The following is an 18,130-nucleotide window of genomic DNA, read 5'->3' as shown; positions in this document are numbered from 1 at the left end:
GAAGCTTTTGATACATTATCGGAATCGTGGAGGTGACATTGCTACAGCGATCGACCGAGCGGCTCGATATCGACCTTCTCGTTCTTCCGGATACGAACCTGATCCTGATCGCGTCGGTCATCGAGCCGCTACGTGGCGCCAATCGCATTTCCGGCAGCGAGCTCTACCGCTGGCGGCTCCTGACACCGGACGGAGCGCCGGTTCCGACCACCAGCCACATCGCCATTCCGGCGGACGGGATCTTCCGGGCGACGGCCGAGGATAGACCGCTCTTCGTGCTTGCGAGCTACAACTGGCGCGGCAGCGCCACGCCGGCGCTCAAGATGCAGCTATCCCAGGCCGCCCGCCACCGGACGGTGATCGCCGGCATCGAGTCAGGCACCTGGCTGCTCGCGGAGGCAAGCCTGCTCGACGGGCAGCCGGCGACCGTTCACTGGGAAGATTACGAGGATTTTGCGCTTGCTTATCCTGAGGTGCGGGCCGTCAAGGATCGTTTTGTCATCGACGGCAAGCGACTGACGACATCGGGTTCGCTGCCGACCGTCGACCTGATGCTGGAGATCATCAGGCAGCGACAAGGTTATTCGCTGGCGCTCGAAGTCAGCCGGCTGTTCCGCTACGAGCAGCCCTCCTTTCATGGCGACGAACCGCTTTCCGCAGCCTCGGCGGGGCTCAGCATGCACGATCCCCGCGTGGCGCAGGCGGTGCGGCTGATGGAGGAACATATCGAGCAGCCCCTGATCCTCGCTCGGATCGCCCGCAGGGTCGGCATCAGCGCCAGGCATCTGCAGGACCTCTTCCAGCAGAGCATCGGCGCACCGCCGCATGTGCATTATCTCGCACTGCGCCTGAATGCGGCGCGCCGCAAGGTGATCGAGACGACGGCCTCCTTCGCCGATATCGCGGCGGCAACCGGTTTCAATTCGGCCTCGGCCTTTGCCAGAAGCTACCGGGCGAATTTTTCCGAAAGCCCGTCCGAGACAAGGCGCCGCTTGCGCCGCCGCATCACGTCATCGGCGGCGGCGACGTAGGCTGGAACGCGTCCCGGATCATCTCGGCAAGCTCGCGGATGGCTTCGGTGGAACGGTAGGTGCTGCGGCGGAGCACCACCTTCGAGGAATCGACCGGCGGGAAACCGTCTTCGGCGGTCAGCTCCCGGCAGCCGGGCGGGATGCTGCTGCGCGAAAGCGTTGTCACGGCAAGGCCTGCGGTCAGCGCATTCTTCAGTCCCGAACCCGTATCGGCGATGAAAGCAATGCGATAGTTGCGGCCGATCTGCTCCAGCGACCGGAGCGCAAAATCACGTGACCAGGTGGAGTTGCGATAGGTCGCAATGGGGAGGGGGTCGAGATCGTGCAGCCGGTGGACCATCGAGGTGACCCAGACTGTGGGATCGATGCAGATGACCTCACCTTTCGTCTGGTCGCTCCAGTCGAAAACGACGGCGAGATCGAGTTCGTCCCGCTCCAGGGCGGCGAGGTTGCGTGATGTATAATCACAGGACACGGTGACCTCGACAGCCGGGTGACGCACAGCGAAAGCCGCAAGCGCTGCCGGCAAAACTGTCTGGCTGTATTCCTCGGGAATTCCGATGCGCACCGGCCCGTCCAGCGGCTTGCTGCGGATCGTGGCGGCGGCCTCGTTCAGGAGATCAATGACCCTGCGGGCGTAAGGCACCAGCTGTATGCCCTGGCGCGTCAGCAGCACGCCGCGGGCGCCGCGCTCAAAGAGGCATTCGCCGATCGTCTGCTCAAGCCTCTTGATCTGGGTGCTGACGGCGGACTGCGTCCGGCCGATCCGCTGGGCAGCCGCGGAGAAATTCGATGTCTCGGCGACGACCAGGAAGGTTCTCAACAGGTCGCTTTCGATTGGCTCGTGCATGGTCAGCCATAGATAAAATCGATGATAGTCATCTCTACTATTCGTTTGTCTAATGTCAAATCCTGGCGCAGAAATGGGCGGCGTTCGACTTCCTTCTTTGAGAATCTGTGGTGACCATTGACAATCCGACCACGCGCCTCGCAGGCAGCGAGCACGAGAAGGGTGTGCTTCTCATTGTTGCCGCGACGCTCGCCTGGAGTGCGAGCGGCGTCTATTCGCGGCTGCTCACGACCGACGTATGGACGGCGACCGCCTGGCGGTCGTTGTTCGGAGGCCTGTTTCTGCTGATCCCCTGCCTTTTCCTCGAAGGGGGCATCTCGCGGCGGCAATGGCACTCCGTCTTCCATCCGTCGGGACTTGCGATGATCGCATGTCAGACCTTCAGTCAGGGATGCTTCATCGGGGCGCTCTATATGACCACCGTCGCCAATGTGACGATGATCTACGCGACGACCCCCTTCATCGCCGCGCTGTTCGGCTGGCTCATCCTCAAGGAGAGAGTGGCCAGGCGAACGATGATTGCCGGCGCCGTCTCCCTCTTCGGCGTCGGCATCATCGTCGCCTCGTCGATCGGCGGCGGCACCGGCTGGGGCGATCTCTTAGCGCTCGGCATGACCGCCTCCTTCGCGCTCGTCATCATTATTCCGCGCATCGATCCCGGCGTGCCGAGCCTGCCGCCGACCGTGGTCAGCGCTTTCCTGACGCTTGTCATCTTCGCGCCCTTCGGCTCGGTCGGCTCGCTCGATCTGCACAATTGGATCGTGCTAGCCGCCTTCGGGGCGACGAATTTTTCGCTGGCGCTGGTGCTCTTCCTCGCCGGGGCAAAGCGAATGCCGCCGGCCGAAGCCGCGCTGATCGGCACGATGGAAATCGTGCTGACGCCCTTCTGGGTCTGGCTGCTATTTTCCGAAGAGCCGCCCGTCGCCACCTATTTTGGCGGCGCCATCATCCTCGGCGCCGTGTTCTGGCATACGGCGGTCGATTTCAATCGGGGCCGCCGGCCATAGGGCGGCTGGCTGCCGACTGTCCTCCGCTCCGCTGACGAATCTTGTCGTGTTCGCTCATGCGCCGATGAGCGACCATGCGATTGCCGTGACGGCCGTTTCAGCCGGCGGTGGGGCCACCCCCTTTGATACTTCCAGGTGGCGGCCTCAGCCTCAACTAGCCAAAGAACGCACGAAGCTGAGCGAAAAACCCGCCTGGTTTATGAGCCGCCATCTTTCGTACGCGGCGAGCTAGTGTCGCAGCGCTGACGCGTTCCCCGAAATGGCAAAAGCAGACCAGGTCATGCAATTGCTCATCACTGAGTTCGAAGAACCGCCTGGCTTCGCCATAGCTGTCGTTTTCCATTCCTGCCGCCCGCAGAATGGGATCAGCGAACGCAACAGAGATCGGAGTGTCGTCGTCACGCAAGGCGAGCCGATCGGCAATCGGCTGATACTCTGTCTCGTGAAGCGTTCTGAGAAACGGCTTAGGGCTGCGTTCCAGAATGTCCGCCCACCGTTCTAGGCGTTCGCGCCTCGTCATTTCAAGGCGATCATAGGTCGGGCTGACCTTAGCGATCGTTTTCAATTGCTCGAGTGCATGCTGTTCCATTTCGGCCTCCTATCCCCGGAAAAATAGATGGTCCGCTCCCAGAAACAGCCTCGCTCAGGTCACAGCCGAAGTCCAATCACGATTGAAAACGACATCTGCTGCTGGCCGAAAGATGTGATTACAAGTGCCACATGTTCAGCGGTGCGAAGCCCGAAAGTTGCGATCACATCATCCGGAGCGATCCGGAAAACTGCCGCATTCGCGAGATCAATCTGTCGTTCCCCACGGAAAGTGATTGCGGCTTTGCCGCCTGTCGCCTGGAGGTGCGCCCATGTCGCTTTTTCGGGCGCTGTTTTCGACCAGGCATGGTTTTCTGGTCATGTTTACGGCGCTGCCTTGCAAGCTGGCGACATGAACATGCGAGGCTGGCCAGCGGCCGGCGCGCTGCCGCGCGGCGGTGGTAGAACTGAAGTCCTCAAGGCGGTCGCTGGCTTGATACCCAGAGATCGAGACGGATCGAAAGGAGGTTCTGGAGCCCGAACCAGCTCTTTGCGCAGCAGATCTCCGGATTGCGGCGGGCGATGACGAGCGGAACGACAGGCCAGACCTATCGTGCCACTCTCTCCTCGATCCAGCCTGTCCCCGCCTAGCTGCGAAATTCGAATATCGCCCGATGCGGCGATGTGAATACCGGACTGCAGAGGAGGCAGGCCGGAGGAAAGCTTGCCGTCGACTGCATCGGTTGCAGCTCGAGGCATTCAACACATGGGAGGAATCCATGAGCAAGAACAGAGGCGTCGTCTATCTCCGGCCGGGAAAGGTCGAAGTCCGCGATATCGACGATCCGAAGCTGGAAGCGCCGGACGGCCGCCGCATCGAACACGGCGTGATCCTGAAGGTGATCTCCACCAATATCTGCGGCTCCGACCAGCACATGGTCCGCGGCCGCACGACGGCAATGCCAGGCCTGATCCTCGGCCATGAAATCACCGGCGAAATCATCGAGAAAGGCGTCGATGTCGAGATGCTCGAGATCGGCGATATCGTCTCGGTGCCCTTCAATGTCGCCTGCGGCCGTTGCCGTTGCTGCAAATCTCAGGATACCGGCGTCTGCCTGACCGTAAACCCGACTCGCGCCGGCGGCGCTTACGGCTATGTCGACATGGGCGGATGGATCGGCGGACAGGCACGCTACGTCACCATTCCCTATGCCGATTTCAACCTGCTGAAAATTCCGGGCCGGGACAAGGCGATGGCGAAGATCCGCGATCTCACCATGCTTTCGGACATTCTGCCCACCGGCTTTCACGGTGCAGTGCGCGCAGGCGTCGGCGTCGGCTCGACCGTCTATGTCGCCGGTGCCGGTCCTGTCGGCTTAGCGGCTGCGGCTTCGGCTCGCATCCTCGGTGCTGCGGTCGTCATGATCGGCGATTTCAACAAGGACCGCCTCGCACATGCGGCGAAAGTCGGTTTTGAGCCCATCGACCTCTCCAAGAGCGACCGTCTCGGCGACATGATCGCTGAAGTCGTCGGCAGCAACGAAGTGGACAGCGCCATCGACGCGGTCGGCTTCGAGGCACGCGGCCATTCGGGCGGCGAACAGCCGGCAATCGTGCTGAACCAGATGATGGAGATCACCCGCGCCGCCGGCTCGATCGGCATTCCCGGCCTCTACGTGACCGAGGATCCGGGCGCCGTCGACAATGCCGCCAAGCACGGCAATCTCTCGCTTCGCTTCGGTCTCGGCTGGGCAAAGGCGCAGTCCTTCCACACCGGCCAGACTCCGGTGCTCAAATATAATCGCCAGCTCATGCAGGCGATCCTCCATGACCGGCTGCCGATCGCCGACATCGTCAACGCCAAGGTCATCCCGCTCGAAGATGCCGTCCAAGGTTATGAGAGCTTCGATCACGGAGCGGCGACGAAGTTTGTTCTCGACCCACATGGAGACGTCGCGAAAGCCGCATAAAGCGAAGGACCGGAGACCAAACCGACAGCGCCGCGCTTCTTTTCGAAGCGCGGCGCTATTTAGTTTTAACTTGGCAAAACTACTGGATGCTGAACGGGAAATACTTAGCGTTGATCATGTCGTAGGTCCCGTCGGCCTTGATGGCCCTCAAGGCTTCGTTCAGGCGCGCAAGACGCTCCTTGTCATCCAGGCGCAACGCGATGCCGGCACCCTCGCCGAAATAGGTGACGTCGACCAGATCCGGCCCCTTGAACTCGCAGCAGGTTCCCGCCTTCGTGTTGGCGATCCAGTCATAAATGGCGAGTTTATCCTCAAGGATAATGTCGACACGCCCGTCCGAGAGGCCTTTGTATAATTCCGGCGAAGACGGGAAAACCGTCTTCTTCAGGTCAGGATAGAGGTGGTTAGCATAGGATTCCTGCGCTGTGGACGATGTCACTCCGAGTTTCTTGCCGCTGAGGGCGGCGGGGCTTACGTCGCTGATCGGCGAATCTTTCCGGGCGATGAACACCGACGGGCTGGTGTAATATTTCTCGGTAAAAGCGACTTTCTGGCGGCGCTCCAGGCTCATCGACATGGACGAGATGATCGCGTCGTATTTGCCGGCGACGAGATCGGGGATCATGTCGTCCCACTTTTCGATGATGAACTGACATTCGAACTTTCCGACGTCGCAAAGCGCGTTGGCGATATCGATGTCGAAGCCTTGCAGCTGGTTATTTGCATCGAGATAGTTGAAGGGCGGAAATGCTCCTTCGACGGCAACTCTCAGAGGCGTGCGATCTTGCGCAGCCAGCTGCAGCGGCGAGGCGGCGGCGAGAAGGAGGCCCAATCCGCCCGCCATCAGCGCTCCGCGCAGTATAGTCTGAATGGATAGGCGCAACATCGTCGGAACTCCTTGTGTGGCGTAGTCTCCGCCATAGTGCGCCCCAGCCTTTAATTCTACGTGAACGCTTCTTTGTTAACGTCCACGAATGCGCCCGTGGTGGGTTCAGGGGTTTAGGCTTGCACATCGTTGTCCCTTCCAGCTCCAATACGTTTCAGCAATCCTGGATCGCTTCGGGGAGAATTCTATTCCTGATCGCTGTCAGCGGGCTCGGGGCGATCGGACTGGTCGTGCTTTCCGCGCTCTGGGCGGGAACCGAGAGCGACGCGGCAGCCCTCGATCGACAGCGTCAGCTTGTCAATGCGCGCCTCAGGGAACAGGTCGATCAAGTGGCGCATGTCATTGGTCAATTCGGCAATGGCTACCTCTCCAGCGTCTATCCGGCCTCCCGGGCAGCCGGAGTTTCCTCCAGCCTCGACACTGTACTCACGGCGGCGGCCGGGAGTGCGATCAGCCACACTGCGATGTCGGCCTTCGGCTATGACCAGGCCTTCGTCGTCGATGACAAGGCGCAGCTGATCATGCTGACCGACGCCGAAACCGAAAAGCGCTATCGCTGGATGAAACCGCTCTTTCTGCCTCTCCTGAAAGACGCGCGCCTGACGGCGCACCACGGCACCGCTTCCAGCGAACCGATCCCATCGTCATTGGATAGCCGAGCGGCCAATACCGCTCGCTCGAACCATGCACTGGCCAATCTGATGCGGCTCGAAGGCCGGCCGACGATCGTGGGCGTCGTTGCCGTCAACGAAGCCGCCGAGCGGCAGCCGCAGCCGATGCGGCAATTCCTGATCGTCGTGCGGTTTCTCGACGGCGCGGCGCTCGACGAGTTGAGCCGGCAACAAGGCCTCAACGGCGCGCGCTTCGCGCGCACGGCCGACGCTGACGAAAATGAGGTTGCGTTCCAGATCGACGCAACGGCAAACGGCGAACCGATCGGCTTTATTGTATGGCGGCCTGATCTTCCTGGTTCGAGGGTGATCGGCCGCTTGATGCCGGCGCTTTCGATTGCCGCCCTGGTGATCGCGGTCCTGTTTTCGGTTCTGCTGGTCCGCCTGCGAAGCAGTCTCGGCGAACTGAAGAAAAGCGAGCTGCACGCCAGGCAGCTCGCCCTGCATGACGTGCTGACCGGCCTTCCCAACCGCGCCCTGTTCGCGATGCGCTTGGAGGAGTGTTTGGCCGACACGCGCAATTCCGCCGAGCGGTCGGCAGTGGCGCTCCTTGACCTCGACCGCTTCAAGGCGGTGAACGACACGTTCGGGCATGCTGCCGGCGACGAGCTCATCAGGCTGGCTGCGGAGAGGGTTCACGCGTTGCTTCGTCCGGGGGACACGCTTGCCCGCCTCGGCGGGGACGAGTTTGCCCTGCTTCTCCGGAACATCAGAGATGAAAAAATCTTGCCTTCCATCTGCGAAGCGATCGTTGCCGAACTTGGCAGACCCTTCCCGCTTTTGAGGGGCGAAGCGATCGCCCGGGTCGGCGGCTCGATTGGTGTGACCGTGGTGCCGGACGCCGGACGCAATGCCGACGATCTCATGCGTTATGCCGACGTCGCGCTCTACGAGGCCAAAGTGGGCGGAAGAGGCCAGTGGCGCGTCTATTCGCCGTCCATGGACGGTGGCAGGAATGCACGCGACGTCCTTAAGAACGAATTGCGGGATGTTCTGGCAAAGAGCACGGCCTTCTCGGCCGTCGCTCCACAACCCGGTACGATCGGCAACAGACCGGACTTCGGATCGCTTGAGGTCTACTATCAGACAGTGCATCGCGCCGAGGGCGGATACTCGGCGTCAGGCGCGGAGGCTCTCGTGCGCTGGCGCCACAGCCAGCGCGGACTGTTGACGCCTGCCAGCTTCATCCCGGCGGCCGAGGAAGGCGGCCTCATCGACGCTCTCGGTTTCTGGGTGCTGCGCGAAGCCTGCAGGGCTGCCGGCAGCTGGCCGAAAGACACCTTTGTGGCCGTGAATGTGTCTCCCTCCCAGCTGAGAAGGCCCAACTTCGCCGAGGAGGTCTTCGCCGTGCTTGAAGAGACCGGCTTGCCGCCGTCGCGCCTGGAGCTCGAACTCACCGAGTCCTCGCTGATCGAGGATAGATCGGATGTCTATTCGGTACTGAAATCGCTGCGTGGCCGTGGAGTTCAGATTTCGCTGGATGATTTTGGAACCGGCTTTTCGTGCCTCAGCCACCTGGTCCGCTTCGACATAGACCGCATCAAGATCGATCGTTCCTTCGTCTCTCAGCTGGGCGCAAAAGCCAACGGCGCTGCCATCATCGGCGCCATCGTCACTCTCAGCCGCAACCTCGGCATTTCGACCACGGCCGAAGGGGTCGAAACCGAATATCAAAGGGACTTTCTGGCCGCCCTCGGCTGCACCGACCTCCAGGGCTACTTCTTCTCCAAACCGGTTCCGCTTTGCGAACTCGACTGCTTCGGCAAATCCGAAAGCAGCCCCGCATCACGGACGATCGCTCCGGGAGCCATTGCCTAGCGCCCTTTGATCTTTCGGCATCAGGAACTTTCGCCCCGGGCAGCGGTTGACGCCCCAAGACGAATGGAGGATGTGATGGGCGACATCGGCGAGTGGCGGCACCTTTGCGTCGACATGCAGCGGATGTTTGCCGAAGACACGCCGTGGCACGTTCCATGGATGGCCCGGATCTCCCCTCAGGTCGAGGAACTCGCCGGCCGCTATCCGTCCCGAACGATCTTCACCCGTTTCATGCCGCCTGAGCATGCGGATGCGATGCCGGGAAAATGGCGCGATTATTACCGGAAATGGTGGATGATGACAGGTGAGCATCTTCCGCATGGCCTCGTCGAGCTGACTTCGTCGCTCGCCTCGCATGTTCCGCCGGCAAGATGTTTCGACAAACGCACCTATTCCCCCTGGATTGACGGTCGCCTTCACACGATTCTTCAATCGGAACGGGTCAACACCCTTGTGATTACCGGTGGGGAAACGGACGTCTGCGTGCTTGCCGCGACGCTCGGCGCCATCGATCTCGGCTATCGCGTCATCCTGCTGAAGGATGCCGTCTGCAGCAGCGCCGACGATACTTATGACGCTTCGCTGGAACTTCTCCACGACCGCTTTTCCGTGCAGCTCGAACTCATGGAGACCGAGGAGTTCTTGAGCGGCCTTGGCTGAGAAGCCGTTCCGGCGATCTTTCATTGATATGTATCAAGGCTGGGCTCCCCGCGCCGGCATAAGCTGGGCAGCCTGCCAGAGGAGCTCGGCAGCGCATCTTGCGGCAACGAAATCAACCGGTCCGGAGATAAGCAATGTCTTTGGAGCTGATCAGTGGAATGATGAAGTCGTCCGGCGAGGAAGCCCTGCTGGTCATGGATGCCGGCGGCACGAACCAGATGGTCGTTATCGACAGGCAAGCCCTCCTTGAGGTTGCCCAGCCGCCGCGTTGCGACGAAAGCCGGCTGCAGGAAAATATCGGCCTTTTCAGCCGGATTGCCTGCGCGAAATTCAATCGCGGCGATATTGAGCGCGACGGGCGCATCAGAATTCATGCAGCCGACCTTTGAGTGCCGCTCACCTCCCCGACGGTGTTGAGTCTCGGCACTCATAGGAAGTGGCGCGTCAGATCCGGCGCGATCGAGCGGCAGGCATCGGCGCCAACAACGAGATCAGTCGCTTACGTCATGAACGAGCCGGCGAGGCCGGCGAGCACCGCGATACCGCTCACGATGGCGAGCCGAACCGCATAGCCAAGGCTCCCCGCGCTTGCTGCAAGCCCTGTTTTCGCAAGAAGATTGGCGAAAGCAGCGACCGCTATGGCTTGTGCAGCCGCGTCCGCCGGCAGGTTCGGGAGCTTCGCGATCGAAAGCGTTATCGCATCGAGATCGCCGAGCCCGGTGATGAAGGCGACCACCGCCAGCGACTGCGTTCCGAAGAATTCCAAGGCCGCCCGCGTCACGATGGTGACAGCGGCAAGAAGAAGAGCAAAGCGTAGGACGACGATCACCTCCAGCGGATTTTTCGGTGAAAAGTCGGGACTGTCACCGGCGCGCGGCGACAAGCCGGCCAAGCCACCGCCGATGGCAAGCGCCGCCGCACCCGGGCCAAGCAATGCCGCAAGCTCCTCCAGCACCGTCGGTGCGATGACGCCACAAATCAAAAGCACCCGGCTCAGGGATACCGCCCCCGCCATCATCGCTCCGGCTGAAAGCAGCGGCGAGAGCGCGGGCATCTGCTTAGACTGTCGGGCAAAGGAAAGAGTAAGGGCCGTCGAGGAAACGATACCCCCACAGGCGCCCGTCAGGAGCAGTCCGGCTCTGGCGTCGGTGAGCCGGATCATGACATAGCCAGCAAACGAAACCGCTCCCACGAATATGGTCAGCATCCACAGCTCGAAAGGGTTGATCATCTGCCAGGGATCGACCGCCTCATTGGGAAGAATGGGAAGAATGACGACCGTCATCGTCAACAAGATCAGGGCGGCTCTCAACTCGAGCCAGGTCAGTTTCCGCAGAAACCCGTGCAGAGGCTCCCGCGCCGCCAGAAGTGCCGTCATTGCAACCGCGCTCGCCGCGGTCGTCGTCATGTCTGCAACGACGGCTCCGAAACCGAGCGCAAACACCGTGATCGCGGCAATGGCACCGGTTGCGCTGTAGTCACTCTCCCGCAGCGCCTGCATGCGGCTGAAGACAAGGATCGTGACGCAAAAGAATACGAAGATGGCCGTCGGCAGGACCGGCCCCACGATGGGTTGCAGGAAGCCGCAAAAGCCGCCGAGGAAACTCGACAGGCCATAGGTGCGGATACCCGCCACTCTCTTGCCCGGCGCCGCCTCCCGTTCTTGCCATCCACGTTCGATGCCGACGAGTATGCCGATCGCAAGCGCAAGACTGAGGCGCTGGAATGCATCTGTCATCACCAATGAAGTCATCATCGGAACGTCCAGTTATTGCCGGCGACTCCGCCTGACGGAGGCTATTATGTCCCATTTTCCGTGGTGAGCACGCATGCCGATCTCTCTGTTCCTGGAATCCATCCACACCCGTGCGGAACGGGGTCGTGGCCGAGTTTGCGCAGAATGCCTTGACCGAGGCGCCCCGAGAAACTGCGCGATTGGCCGGGATCTCCTCGATAATGGCGGTGGTCTCCGCAAAGTGGTGGGTGGGCTGGCGGATGAGACGGTGGAAGACCTTTTGCGCTCGAACCTGTGCCCGATGCGTCCGGCCCTCAACCGGCTCCCCTGTCTTCTGCCTCTTCCAGAGCTGCGCTCAACAGTTGGAGCGCGAACTCCTCTGCGACCTTTTCGTCATCCGCGCATAGCTTCAACGGGGCGCATCTCTCCTTCAGATTACGGATGAGTCTCCGGCGAAGCCTGGGGACGAGCCGCGATTCCGTTTTGGCGAGAAGCTCCTGCAGACAGGTGACGGCCACCGCTTCAAACATGAGAAGCTTGCCTTCGACTTCGCCTTGCGAAGGAATGGGCAGCCGCTCGCCGCCTCGTTTGAAATCTCGCTCCGTCGACAGCATTTGCGGCCTCCTTAACCGATCACAGGCCTGCACCTTACCGAATTCCGCGATTGGGACGTCCACGGCCCCAATCGAGAAGCAACCTACAAGGCAGAAATCGACAGCGCTTTGACGAAGGTCAAGGAACCCCTTGCCATCGCGACTATCCTTTCCCTATCCAACCAGAGAGGTATATCGACATGGCCATCAGGACGGCATTAAGCATCCTCAGCGTTCATCAGTTCGAAGAAGATCTCAAAACCGCAATCGACTTCTGCGGCGCCCATGGCGCCCATTTGAACGCGCTGGTGATCTCTTTGGGAACTGCGCCGACGATCGGCAATTATAACACCATCTCTTCTGTCTGGCTTGACGAACGCCAGCGCGAAATCGACGCTTTGTCAGAGAAGACAGACGAGATCAGGACCGCTCTCGACCGAAGCGAGATCTCCTGCGAGGTCCAGGAGGTCTACACGGAATTTGCCTGGGCCGACGAAGACATTGCTGAAAGGGCGCTCTACGCCGACGTCGTCCTGATCGGGCGCCAGGCGGCCCAAGACGAAGATCTCCGCAAACGGATCATCAATGGGGCACTCTTCCAGACGCCGACGCCGATTGTCATCAACCGTGGCGCAGGCGCGATGAATGCCTTCTTGAGGTCGGTTCTGCTGGCATGGGATTCCAGCGACGAAGCGTCGCGCGCCGCCCGCCAATCGCTTGATCTGCTCCGCCAAGCCGACATCGTTTACGTCACGATGGTGGATCCGGTGGCGCGGATGCGCACGCACGGCGAAGAACCGGGCGCCGACATTGCCGCCTATCTTGCCCGTCATGGCGTGAAGGTGCAGGTGGATCGCATTGCCAGCGGCGGACGACGGGCAGACGAGGTCCTGCGGCAGCACGCCGTCGACGTCTCCGCCGACCTGATCGTCATGGGCGCATACAACCATCCCCGCTGGCAGCAGACGATCTTTGGCGGCGTGACGCGCGGCATGATCGAAGAAAGCCGGATGCCCATCTTCATGGCCCATTGAGCCGGCCGGCGCTCAGCCGGTCCGGCGTCTCACACCTCGTTGTGCATTTCGCCCGGTTGCTGCACACATCCGGGCGATAGGCACTAATCGATGGCGAAAGCCGCGCGGCCGGATATTGTCCGGACAAGGATGCCAAAGAAGATGTGTGGAGATTCGGCAAGGATCGGAACCTCCTTCGGGCTGAGTGAGCCCACTTCCCACCAGTCCGGGTGCTTCTGCAATACTTCCCAGGCGTGCAGGCGCTCGCTCCGCCGCAGTTCAGTATCGGGAAACTCCTCGAACTTTCCTTCGGCGATAACGCTCGTCCAGCCATTGCCCACCCGCCGGTCCACCTGCAGGCACACCTTATCGTTTTCCCGCATCCATTCCAATTTGCGCCCCGGCATCGAAAAGCAGTATGCGACGCCATCTTCAAAGGCGAAATAGATGGGCACGATATAGGGCTGACCGTCCTTGCAGCAGGCCAGGTGCCCAAATCTTGTCTCTCGCAGGACGGCGTGGCATTCGGCCAGCGTAAATTCCCGTAAATCAAATGACATGACACGCTCCTTTCCGATGATCGAGGAGCCATTCTAGGCCGATCGCGGCTTCGCGCATTGATAGAGAGCAATGTCGAATTGGCAGGCCGACCGCCGGCCCGGGCAACAAATCACGGAAGAGGTCAGCTTGGCTGAAGGCCAGGAGTGCTGCATGGTCGATACCGGATGACAACAGGTGAAATTCAGACGCTGAGAAAGGAAGGCACTCGCTCCCTTTGCTGCCGCCACAGCTCGGTTAGGGGGAAAGCCTCTCGTCCGCCAGACGAGCACAGCTCACGCAGTAGGGCGTGTAGGGGATGACCTCCAGCCGGCTGGGTTCGATCGGGGCGAGACATCTGACGCAGCGACCGAACGTTCCGCGCTTGAGGCGTTCGAGGGCCGCCTCGATCGATTTGATTTGCTCACCTGCTTCCCTTCGCATTTCGGTCAGTACCTGATCGTTCTCGATCTGGGTGACACGATCTTCGCTATCCGGATCCAGCGCAGCACTGAGATCGGCATCAATGGCCGACCGCCGGCGCTGCAGGTCCGCTTTCATGGTGTTCAGTTTATTTTCTATCTCTTCGGTCTTCATCGAGGCCATCCCGCTACGGAAACGGCGGCACATGCCGCGCTCTGTTGGCGCATTCGACCCGCGGCGGTCCATCGCGCAACGCTCTCACCGTACGACCGCCGATGAGGGCTGCATTGATCGGCGTCAATAGGGGAGGGAAATCCCCAGTTTGAGCCAAGTCAATGCGCATTTCCGGGTCAAGCGCCAGAGTGGCAAAACAGGCGCCATTCTCTTCTTCGGGTGTACACCATGAAACGGCATATCCTTCTTCCGCTTCTCACTTATCCCGATGCGACTTCGGAAATCATGATCGCCAATGCAGTCATGCTGGCGCGCCACTTGCAAGCGACGCTGACCGTTTATGCGGTGGAGATTGCCGTTCCCGACGTATCCAATGCGCTGTCCTCTCTGATCATCGATGCGGCGCGGATGGCGCGGGAAGCAGGAGCGCTGAGCCGCCGGCGCGCTTCTATGTTGACGCAGAAGGCGGTCGATGAGGCAAACGCGGCATCTGTCGATCTACGCGTTCGTGAGATCAAGCTCGAGGAGCCATTCGTCGTGGACGCCCTGGCGGAAGCCTCGCGCGCCTACGATCTCGTGCTTCTGGAACTGGCGGGCCTCTCCCGCCCGATCGTCGAGGCGGTGCTGTTCGGATCGGGGCGGCCGCTCGTCCTCTATCCGCCGGCGCCTTTCGGCGGCAGGATCGACCGCGTCGCCATCGCATGGGATGGCAGCCCCGCGGCTGCACGGGCGACTCATGATGCCTCCGTCTTTCTAGAGCAGGCCTCCAAGGTCTTCCTGCTGTCCGTGATCGTGAGAAGCCGATGACCTTTGAAACGGGCGACCATCTCATCGAAAACCTGCTGAAGAGCGGTGTGATGGTGGAGGCGTCAGGCCTGCGCGCAGGCGGCAACCCGGTCGGGGAGGTGCTGCAGAGCAAGGCCTTCGAACTGCGGGCCGACCTTCTCGTCATGGGCGGGTTCGGCCATTCGCGTTTGCGGGAATTCGTGCTCGGCGGCGCGACGCAGGCGGTGCTGAGCAGCATCACCCTGCCTGTGCTGCTGTCGCATTAACGGATCAAAGGACCGGCTTCGAGGCAAGTGCTTCTCGAACTCATTGCCAACGCCACGAAGGCCGCGGCCTCACCAGCCGCGGCATGTCGGCCCGGCAACAAACGGCTCCTCAATCCCGTCGCAGCGTCTTACCGGTCTCCGCATCGAACAGATGAAGCTTGCCCGGCCGGGCAGCGATCGTTACGGCCTGCCCCGGCTCGAAATCGTGACGTTCAGACAGCACGGCGACAAGCTCGCCGGATCCGTAGCGCAGAAATACCATCGTCTCGTGGCCGGTGGGTTCGGTGACGTTGACGGTTGTCTTCAAGCCGCTCGGAGCGAGCGAAAGATGTTCGGGCCGCACGCCCAGGCGCACGGCCTGGCCATCGGACGCCTCCGGCGTGAAACCGAGCGCAATCTCATCGCCCGTCTCCGTGACGAAGACCGCACCCTCGGCCTTGTAGTGACCTTTCAGCAGATTCATCGACGGCGAGCCGATGAAGGTGGCCACGAAGGTATTGCGCGGACGGTCGTAGAGTTCCAGCGGCGTTCCCGTCTGTTCGATCTTGCCGCCCTGCATGACCACGATCTTGTCCGCCATGGTCATCGCTTCGACCTGGTCATGGGTGACGTAGATCGTCGTGGTTCTCAGTCTTTGGTGGAGCTCCTTGATCTCCTTGCGCATCTGCACGCGCAGCTTGGCGTCGAGATTCGACAGGGGCTCGTCGAAGAGGAAGACCTGCGGCGATCGGACAATGGCTCGTCCCATCGCCACGCGCTGCCGCTGGCCGCCCGAAAGCTGGCGCGGATAGCGGTCAAGATAGGGCACGAGGTCGAGTGTTTCGGCCGCCGCCTGCAGGCGCTGCTTGATGACATCGGCCGGCTGCTTCTGGAGGCGCAGCGCGAAGACCATGTTCTCGGCAACGGTCTTGTGCGGATAGAGGGCATAGCTCTGGAAGACCATCGCAATATCGCGGTCCTTCGGCGGCAGATTGTTGACGATCTTTCCGCCGATCGAGATGGTGCCGCCGGTAATGCTCTCGAGCCCTGCGACCATGCGCAGCAAGGTCGACTTGCCGCAGCCGGACGGGCCGACGAGCACCACGAACTCGCCGTCGCGAATGTCTATGTTGACCCCATGCAGGATATTTAAGGCGCCGTATGCCTTCCGCGCCTCTGAAATATTGACCTCAGCCATATGCCTCCCACTCGCTTTCCGGTCACCCCAGGCACACATTCCAGGGGATGAATCTCTCGACAGTATCCAGCGTATGAGGCACTACGAAAACGCGCTCTGCCACGACCCGAAGTACCTTCAAAACCTCCTCCATGAAACGTTTCATTTTTTATTGACTTTTTCCGCTTCCCGTCTAATGCTCAATGATGAGACCGAGAGGAGCGGTTTCAAACAAGAATTATGAAACGTTTCATTTTCTTGTTTACCAGATAGTTCTGCACGAGACCAGTCCCAAATTCGGGCCGGAGCCTATCCGGAACACTGGCTGGCGGCAGCGCACCAAACGTGGAGGAGGAAGACATGAAAGTCGAAATTTACGATGCATTGATGCGCCGTCAGGCAAGCCGCCGCGACGTTTTGCGGGGAACGGCAAGTGCGGCGGCTCTGCTCGGCCTGTCCGGCGCGATGGGCGGAATTGCCGGCACCGCATTCGCCGCCGATGACCTACGCGCGCAGATCCTGCAGATCCCGGGCGTCGGCAAGGGTTCGCCGACGGACGCGGACTGGCAGAAGGTCGGCGAGCTCTGCCTCGGCCCGACCAAGGCCAATGTCAAGCAGGGCGAATTCGCTGGCGTCGAGCTGACCTTTATGGGGCTCAACAACCAGAATCTGCACAACTTCCTGTTCCGCGGCTTCCTGAAGCCTTGGGAAGCCTATACCGGCGCCAAGATCAACTGGATCGACCTTGCTCAGGCCGATTACAACGCCCGCCTTCAGCAGTCGATCGCAACCGGCACGGTCGATTTCGACATCCTTGAAATGGGGGCGCCTTTCGAAGGCGACACCGCCGGACGCGGGCTTCTCGACGAGATGCCTGATTGGGCTGCAAAGCAGGTCGAAGCCGACGACCTGGTGAGCTACCTGAAGCCACCGGTTGGCACCTGGGACGGCAAGACCTATCGTGTCACGATCGACGGCGACTGCCACACCTTCGCCTATCGCAAGGATTACTTCGGCGAAGGCTCGATCAGCGGCATGGCCGAGCCGCCGAAGACCTGGCAGGAGGTCAACGCAGCGTCCAAGGCGCTGATCGGCAAGACCGATCCCTTGACCAGCCAGCCGGCCTACGGCTATCTCGACCCGCTCAAGGGCTGGGGCGGCTTTGGCTTCTATTTCATCGAAAACCGTGCGACGGCCTATGCCAAATATCCCGGCGATCCGGCCTGGCTGTTCGACCCCGAAAATATGAAGCCGCTGGTTAATAACCCCGCCTGGGTCCAGGCAATCCAAGACGTCCTGGATTTGATCGCAGCCAAGGCCTATCCGGCCGATCAGATCAATGCGGACCCCGGCACCACGGCCTTCTCGCAGTTTCTGGCAGGCACCGGTGCAATGCTGATGTGGTGGGGCGATGTTGGCTCCGGCGCCCGCACATCCGATACCTCGGTCGTCGGCGACGTGGTCGGCTTCGGCATCAACCGCGGCTCCAACCGCGTCTACAACCGCAAGACCGGGCAGTGGGAAGACAAGTATAACGAGGCGCCCAACATGGCCTACCTCGGCTGGGGCATCTACGTCACCAAGCGAGTCTCCAGTGACGAGAAAAAACGCAAGGCGGCCTGGTCTGCTGCCGCCCATCTCGGCGGCAAGGATCTGTCCCTTTGGACGTCGGCCTATCCGTCCGGCTTCCAACCCTATCGCCAGTCGCACTTCAACTACGACGAATGGGAAAAGGCAGGTTACGACCGCGCCTACATCGAGGATTATCTGGGTTCGAACGCCGACAGCTACAACCATCCGAACGCTGCGATCGAGCCGCGCATCCCCGGCATCTTCCAATACTACTCCGTTGCGGAGGACGAATTGGCGAAGGGCTTTGCCGGACAATACAAGTCGGCACAGGAAACGGCGGATGCAATCGCCGCCGCCTGGGAAAAGATCACCGACCAGATCGGCCGCGATAGCCAGCTGAAACTCTATCGGGCGAGCCTCGGGCTCTGATCGATTGACATAACGCGCTGGCGGA

At 61.0% G+C, this 18,130-nt stretch carries 18 protein-coding genes; 10 read left to right on the top strand and 8 right to left on the bottom strand.

From position 1 onward, the window contains the following. The first annotated feature begins 32 nt into the window (after positions 1-32). Complete coding sequence (locus NXC14_RS24820; RefSeq protein ID WP_085781254.1) at positions 33-1,031, top strand: GlxA family transcriptional regulator; 999 nt, start codon at positions 33-35, stop codon at positions 1,029-1,031. Here NXC14_RS24820 and NXC14_RS24815 read toward each other — a convergent pair. Continuing rightward, complete coding sequence (locus tag NXC14_RS24815) at positions 1,006-1,881, bottom strand: LysR substrate-binding domain-containing protein (protein ID WP_085780691.1); 876 nt, start codon at positions 1,879-1,881, stop codon at positions 1,006-1,008. The genes NXC14_RS24820 and NXC14_RS24815 overlap by 26 nt on opposite strands. 110 nt (positions 1,882-1,991) lie before the next feature. Between NXC14_RS24815 and NXC14_RS24810 the strand changes: the two genes are divergently transcribed. Beyond that, on the top strand, positions 1,992-2,888 hold the full coding sequence (locus NXC14_RS24810; protein WP_085781253.1) for an EamA family transporter: 897 nt from the start codon (positions 1,992-1,994) through the stop codon (positions 2,886-2,888). A 154-nt stretch (positions 2,889-3,042) separates the two neighbouring features. On the opposite strand, the gene NXC14_RS24805 is transcribed toward NXC14_RS24810, so the two are convergent. Then, entirely contained in the window at positions 3,043-3,477 is a 435-nt protein-coding gene (locus NXC14_RS24805) for a hypothetical protein (RefSeq protein WP_085780690.1), read from the bottom strand. A gap of 718 nt (positions 3,478-4,195) precedes the next feature. Here NXC14_RS24805 and fdhA point away from each other — a divergent pair. After that, the gene (gene fdhA, locus NXC14_RS24800; RefSeq protein ID WP_085781252.1) at positions 4,196-5,386 is read left to right on the top strand and encodes a formaldehyde dehydrogenase, glutathione-independent; all 1,191 of its coding nucleotides are present in this window, start codon (positions 4,196-4,198) and stop codon (positions 5,384-5,386) included. Positions 5,387-5,465: 79 nt separating this feature from the next. Here the strand turns inward: fdhA and NXC14_RS24795 are convergent, their stop codons facing one another. Then, on the bottom strand, positions 5,466-6,272 hold the full coding sequence (locus NXC14_RS24795) for a transporter substrate-binding domain-containing protein (RefSeq protein WP_085780689.1): 807 nt from the start codon (positions 6,270-6,272) through the stop codon (positions 5,466-5,468). A 119-nt stretch (positions 6,273-6,391) separates the two neighbouring features. Here NXC14_RS24795 and NXC14_RS24790 point away from each other — a divergent pair, with 119 nt between their 5' ends. The 3 genes from NXC14_RS24790 to NXC14_RS24780 all read left to right on the top strand — a co-directional run bounded on the left by NXC14_RS24790 (position 6,392) and on the right by NXC14_RS24780 (position 9,810). After that, positions 6,392-8,761 carry an EAL domain-containing protein gene (locus NXC14_RS24790; RefSeq protein WP_085780688.1) on the top strand — a complete coding sequence of 790 codons (2,370 nt, stop codon included), beginning with the start codon at positions 6,392-6,394 and terminating at the stop codon, positions 8,759-8,761. Positions 8,762-8,836: 75 nt separating this feature from the next. After that, positions 8,837-9,421 (top strand): cysteine hydrolase, encoded by a 585-nt coding sequence (locus NXC14_RS24785; protein WP_085780687.1) that lies wholly within the window; start codon positions 8,837-8,839, stop codon positions 9,419-9,421. A 134-nt stretch (positions 9,422-9,555) separates the two neighbouring features. Further along, positions 9,556-9,810: a hypothetical protein gene (locus tag NXC14_RS24780; protein WP_085780686.1), complete on the top strand. Its 255-nt coding sequence runs from the start codon at positions 9,556-9,558 to the stop codon at positions 9,808-9,810. A 110-nt stretch (positions 9,811-9,920) separates the two neighbouring features. On the opposite strand, the gene NXC14_RS24775 is transcribed toward NXC14_RS24780, so the two are convergent. Together NXC14_RS24775 and NXC14_RS24770 are read right to left on the bottom strand one after the other, a co-directional pair. Further along, on the bottom strand, positions 9,921-11,177 hold the full coding sequence (locus NXC14_RS24775) for a DUF4010 domain-containing protein (RefSeq protein ID WP_085780685.1): 1,257 nt from the start codon (positions 11,175-11,177) through the stop codon (positions 9,921-9,923). 293 nt (positions 11,178-11,470) lie between these two features. Next, positions 11,471-11,770: a hypothetical protein gene (locus NXC14_RS24770; RefSeq protein WP_085780684.1), complete on the bottom strand. Its 300-nt coding sequence runs from the start codon at positions 11,768-11,770 to the stop codon at positions 11,471-11,473. 179 nt (positions 11,771-11,949) lie between these two features. On the opposite strand from NXC14_RS24770, the gene NXC14_RS24765 reads away from it, so the two are divergent. Further along, entirely contained in the window at positions 11,950-12,783 is an 834-nt protein-coding gene (locus NXC14_RS24765; protein WP_085780683.1) for a universal stress protein, read from the top strand. Positions 12,784-12,866: 83 nt separating this feature from the next. On the opposite strand, the gene NXC14_RS24760 is transcribed toward NXC14_RS24765, so the two are convergent. Both NXC14_RS24760 and NXC14_RS24755 read right to left on the bottom strand, forming a co-directional pair. After that, positions 12,867-13,322, bottom strand: coding sequence for a pyridoxamine 5'-phosphate oxidase family protein (locus NXC14_RS24760; RefSeq protein WP_085780682.1), 456 nt, complete (start codon positions 13,320-13,322; stop codon positions 12,867-12,869). A gap of 235 nt (positions 13,323-13,557) precedes the next feature. Then, positions 13,558-13,896 carry a TraR/DksA C4-type zinc finger protein gene (locus NXC14_RS24755; protein ID WP_085781251.1) on the bottom strand — a complete coding sequence of 113 codons (339 nt, stop codon included), beginning with the start codon at positions 13,894-13,896 and terminating at the stop codon, positions 13,558-13,560. A gap of 228 nt (positions 13,897-14,124) precedes the next feature. Between NXC14_RS24755 and NXC14_RS24750 the strand changes: the two genes are divergently transcribed. After that, positions 14,125-14,703 (top strand): hypothetical protein, encoded by a 579-nt coding sequence (locus NXC14_RS24750; protein WP_245362226.1) that lies wholly within the window; start codon positions 14,125-14,127, stop codon positions 14,701-14,703. After that, complete coding sequence (locus NXC14_RS33645; RefSeq protein ID WP_245362225.1) at positions 14,700-14,948, top strand: universal stress protein; 249 nt, start codon at positions 14,700-14,702, stop codon at positions 14,946-14,948. The genes NXC14_RS24750 and NXC14_RS33645 overlap by 4 nt, the downstream gene beginning before the upstream one ends. Before the next feature lie 109 nt (positions 14,949-15,057). Here NXC14_RS33645 and ugpC read toward each other — a convergent pair whose 3' ends face one another. Next, on the bottom strand, positions 15,058-16,125 hold the full coding sequence (ugpC, locus tag NXC14_RS24745; protein ID WP_085780681.1) for a sn-glycerol-3-phosphate ABC transporter ATP-binding protein UgpC: 1,068 nt from the start codon (positions 16,123-16,125) through the stop codon (positions 15,058-15,060). Between the two features lie 339 nt (positions 16,126-16,464). Here ugpC and NXC14_RS24740 point away from each other — a divergent pair, with 339 nt between their 5' ends. Next, positions 16,465-18,105, top strand: coding sequence for an extracellular solute-binding protein (locus NXC14_RS24740; protein ID WP_085780680.1), 1,641 nt, complete (start codon positions 16,465-16,467; stop codon positions 18,103-18,105). The last annotated feature ends 25 nt before the right edge of the window (positions 18,106-18,130 follow it).

It is taken from the genome of Rhizobium sp. NXC14 (genome assembly GCF_002117485.1).
GTDB lineage: Bacteria > Pseudomonadota > Alphaproteobacteria > Rhizobiales > Rhizobiaceae > Rhizobium.
Note: the sequence above shows the minus strand (reverse complement) of the source record. Positions and strands in the feature narration are given on the sequence as shown.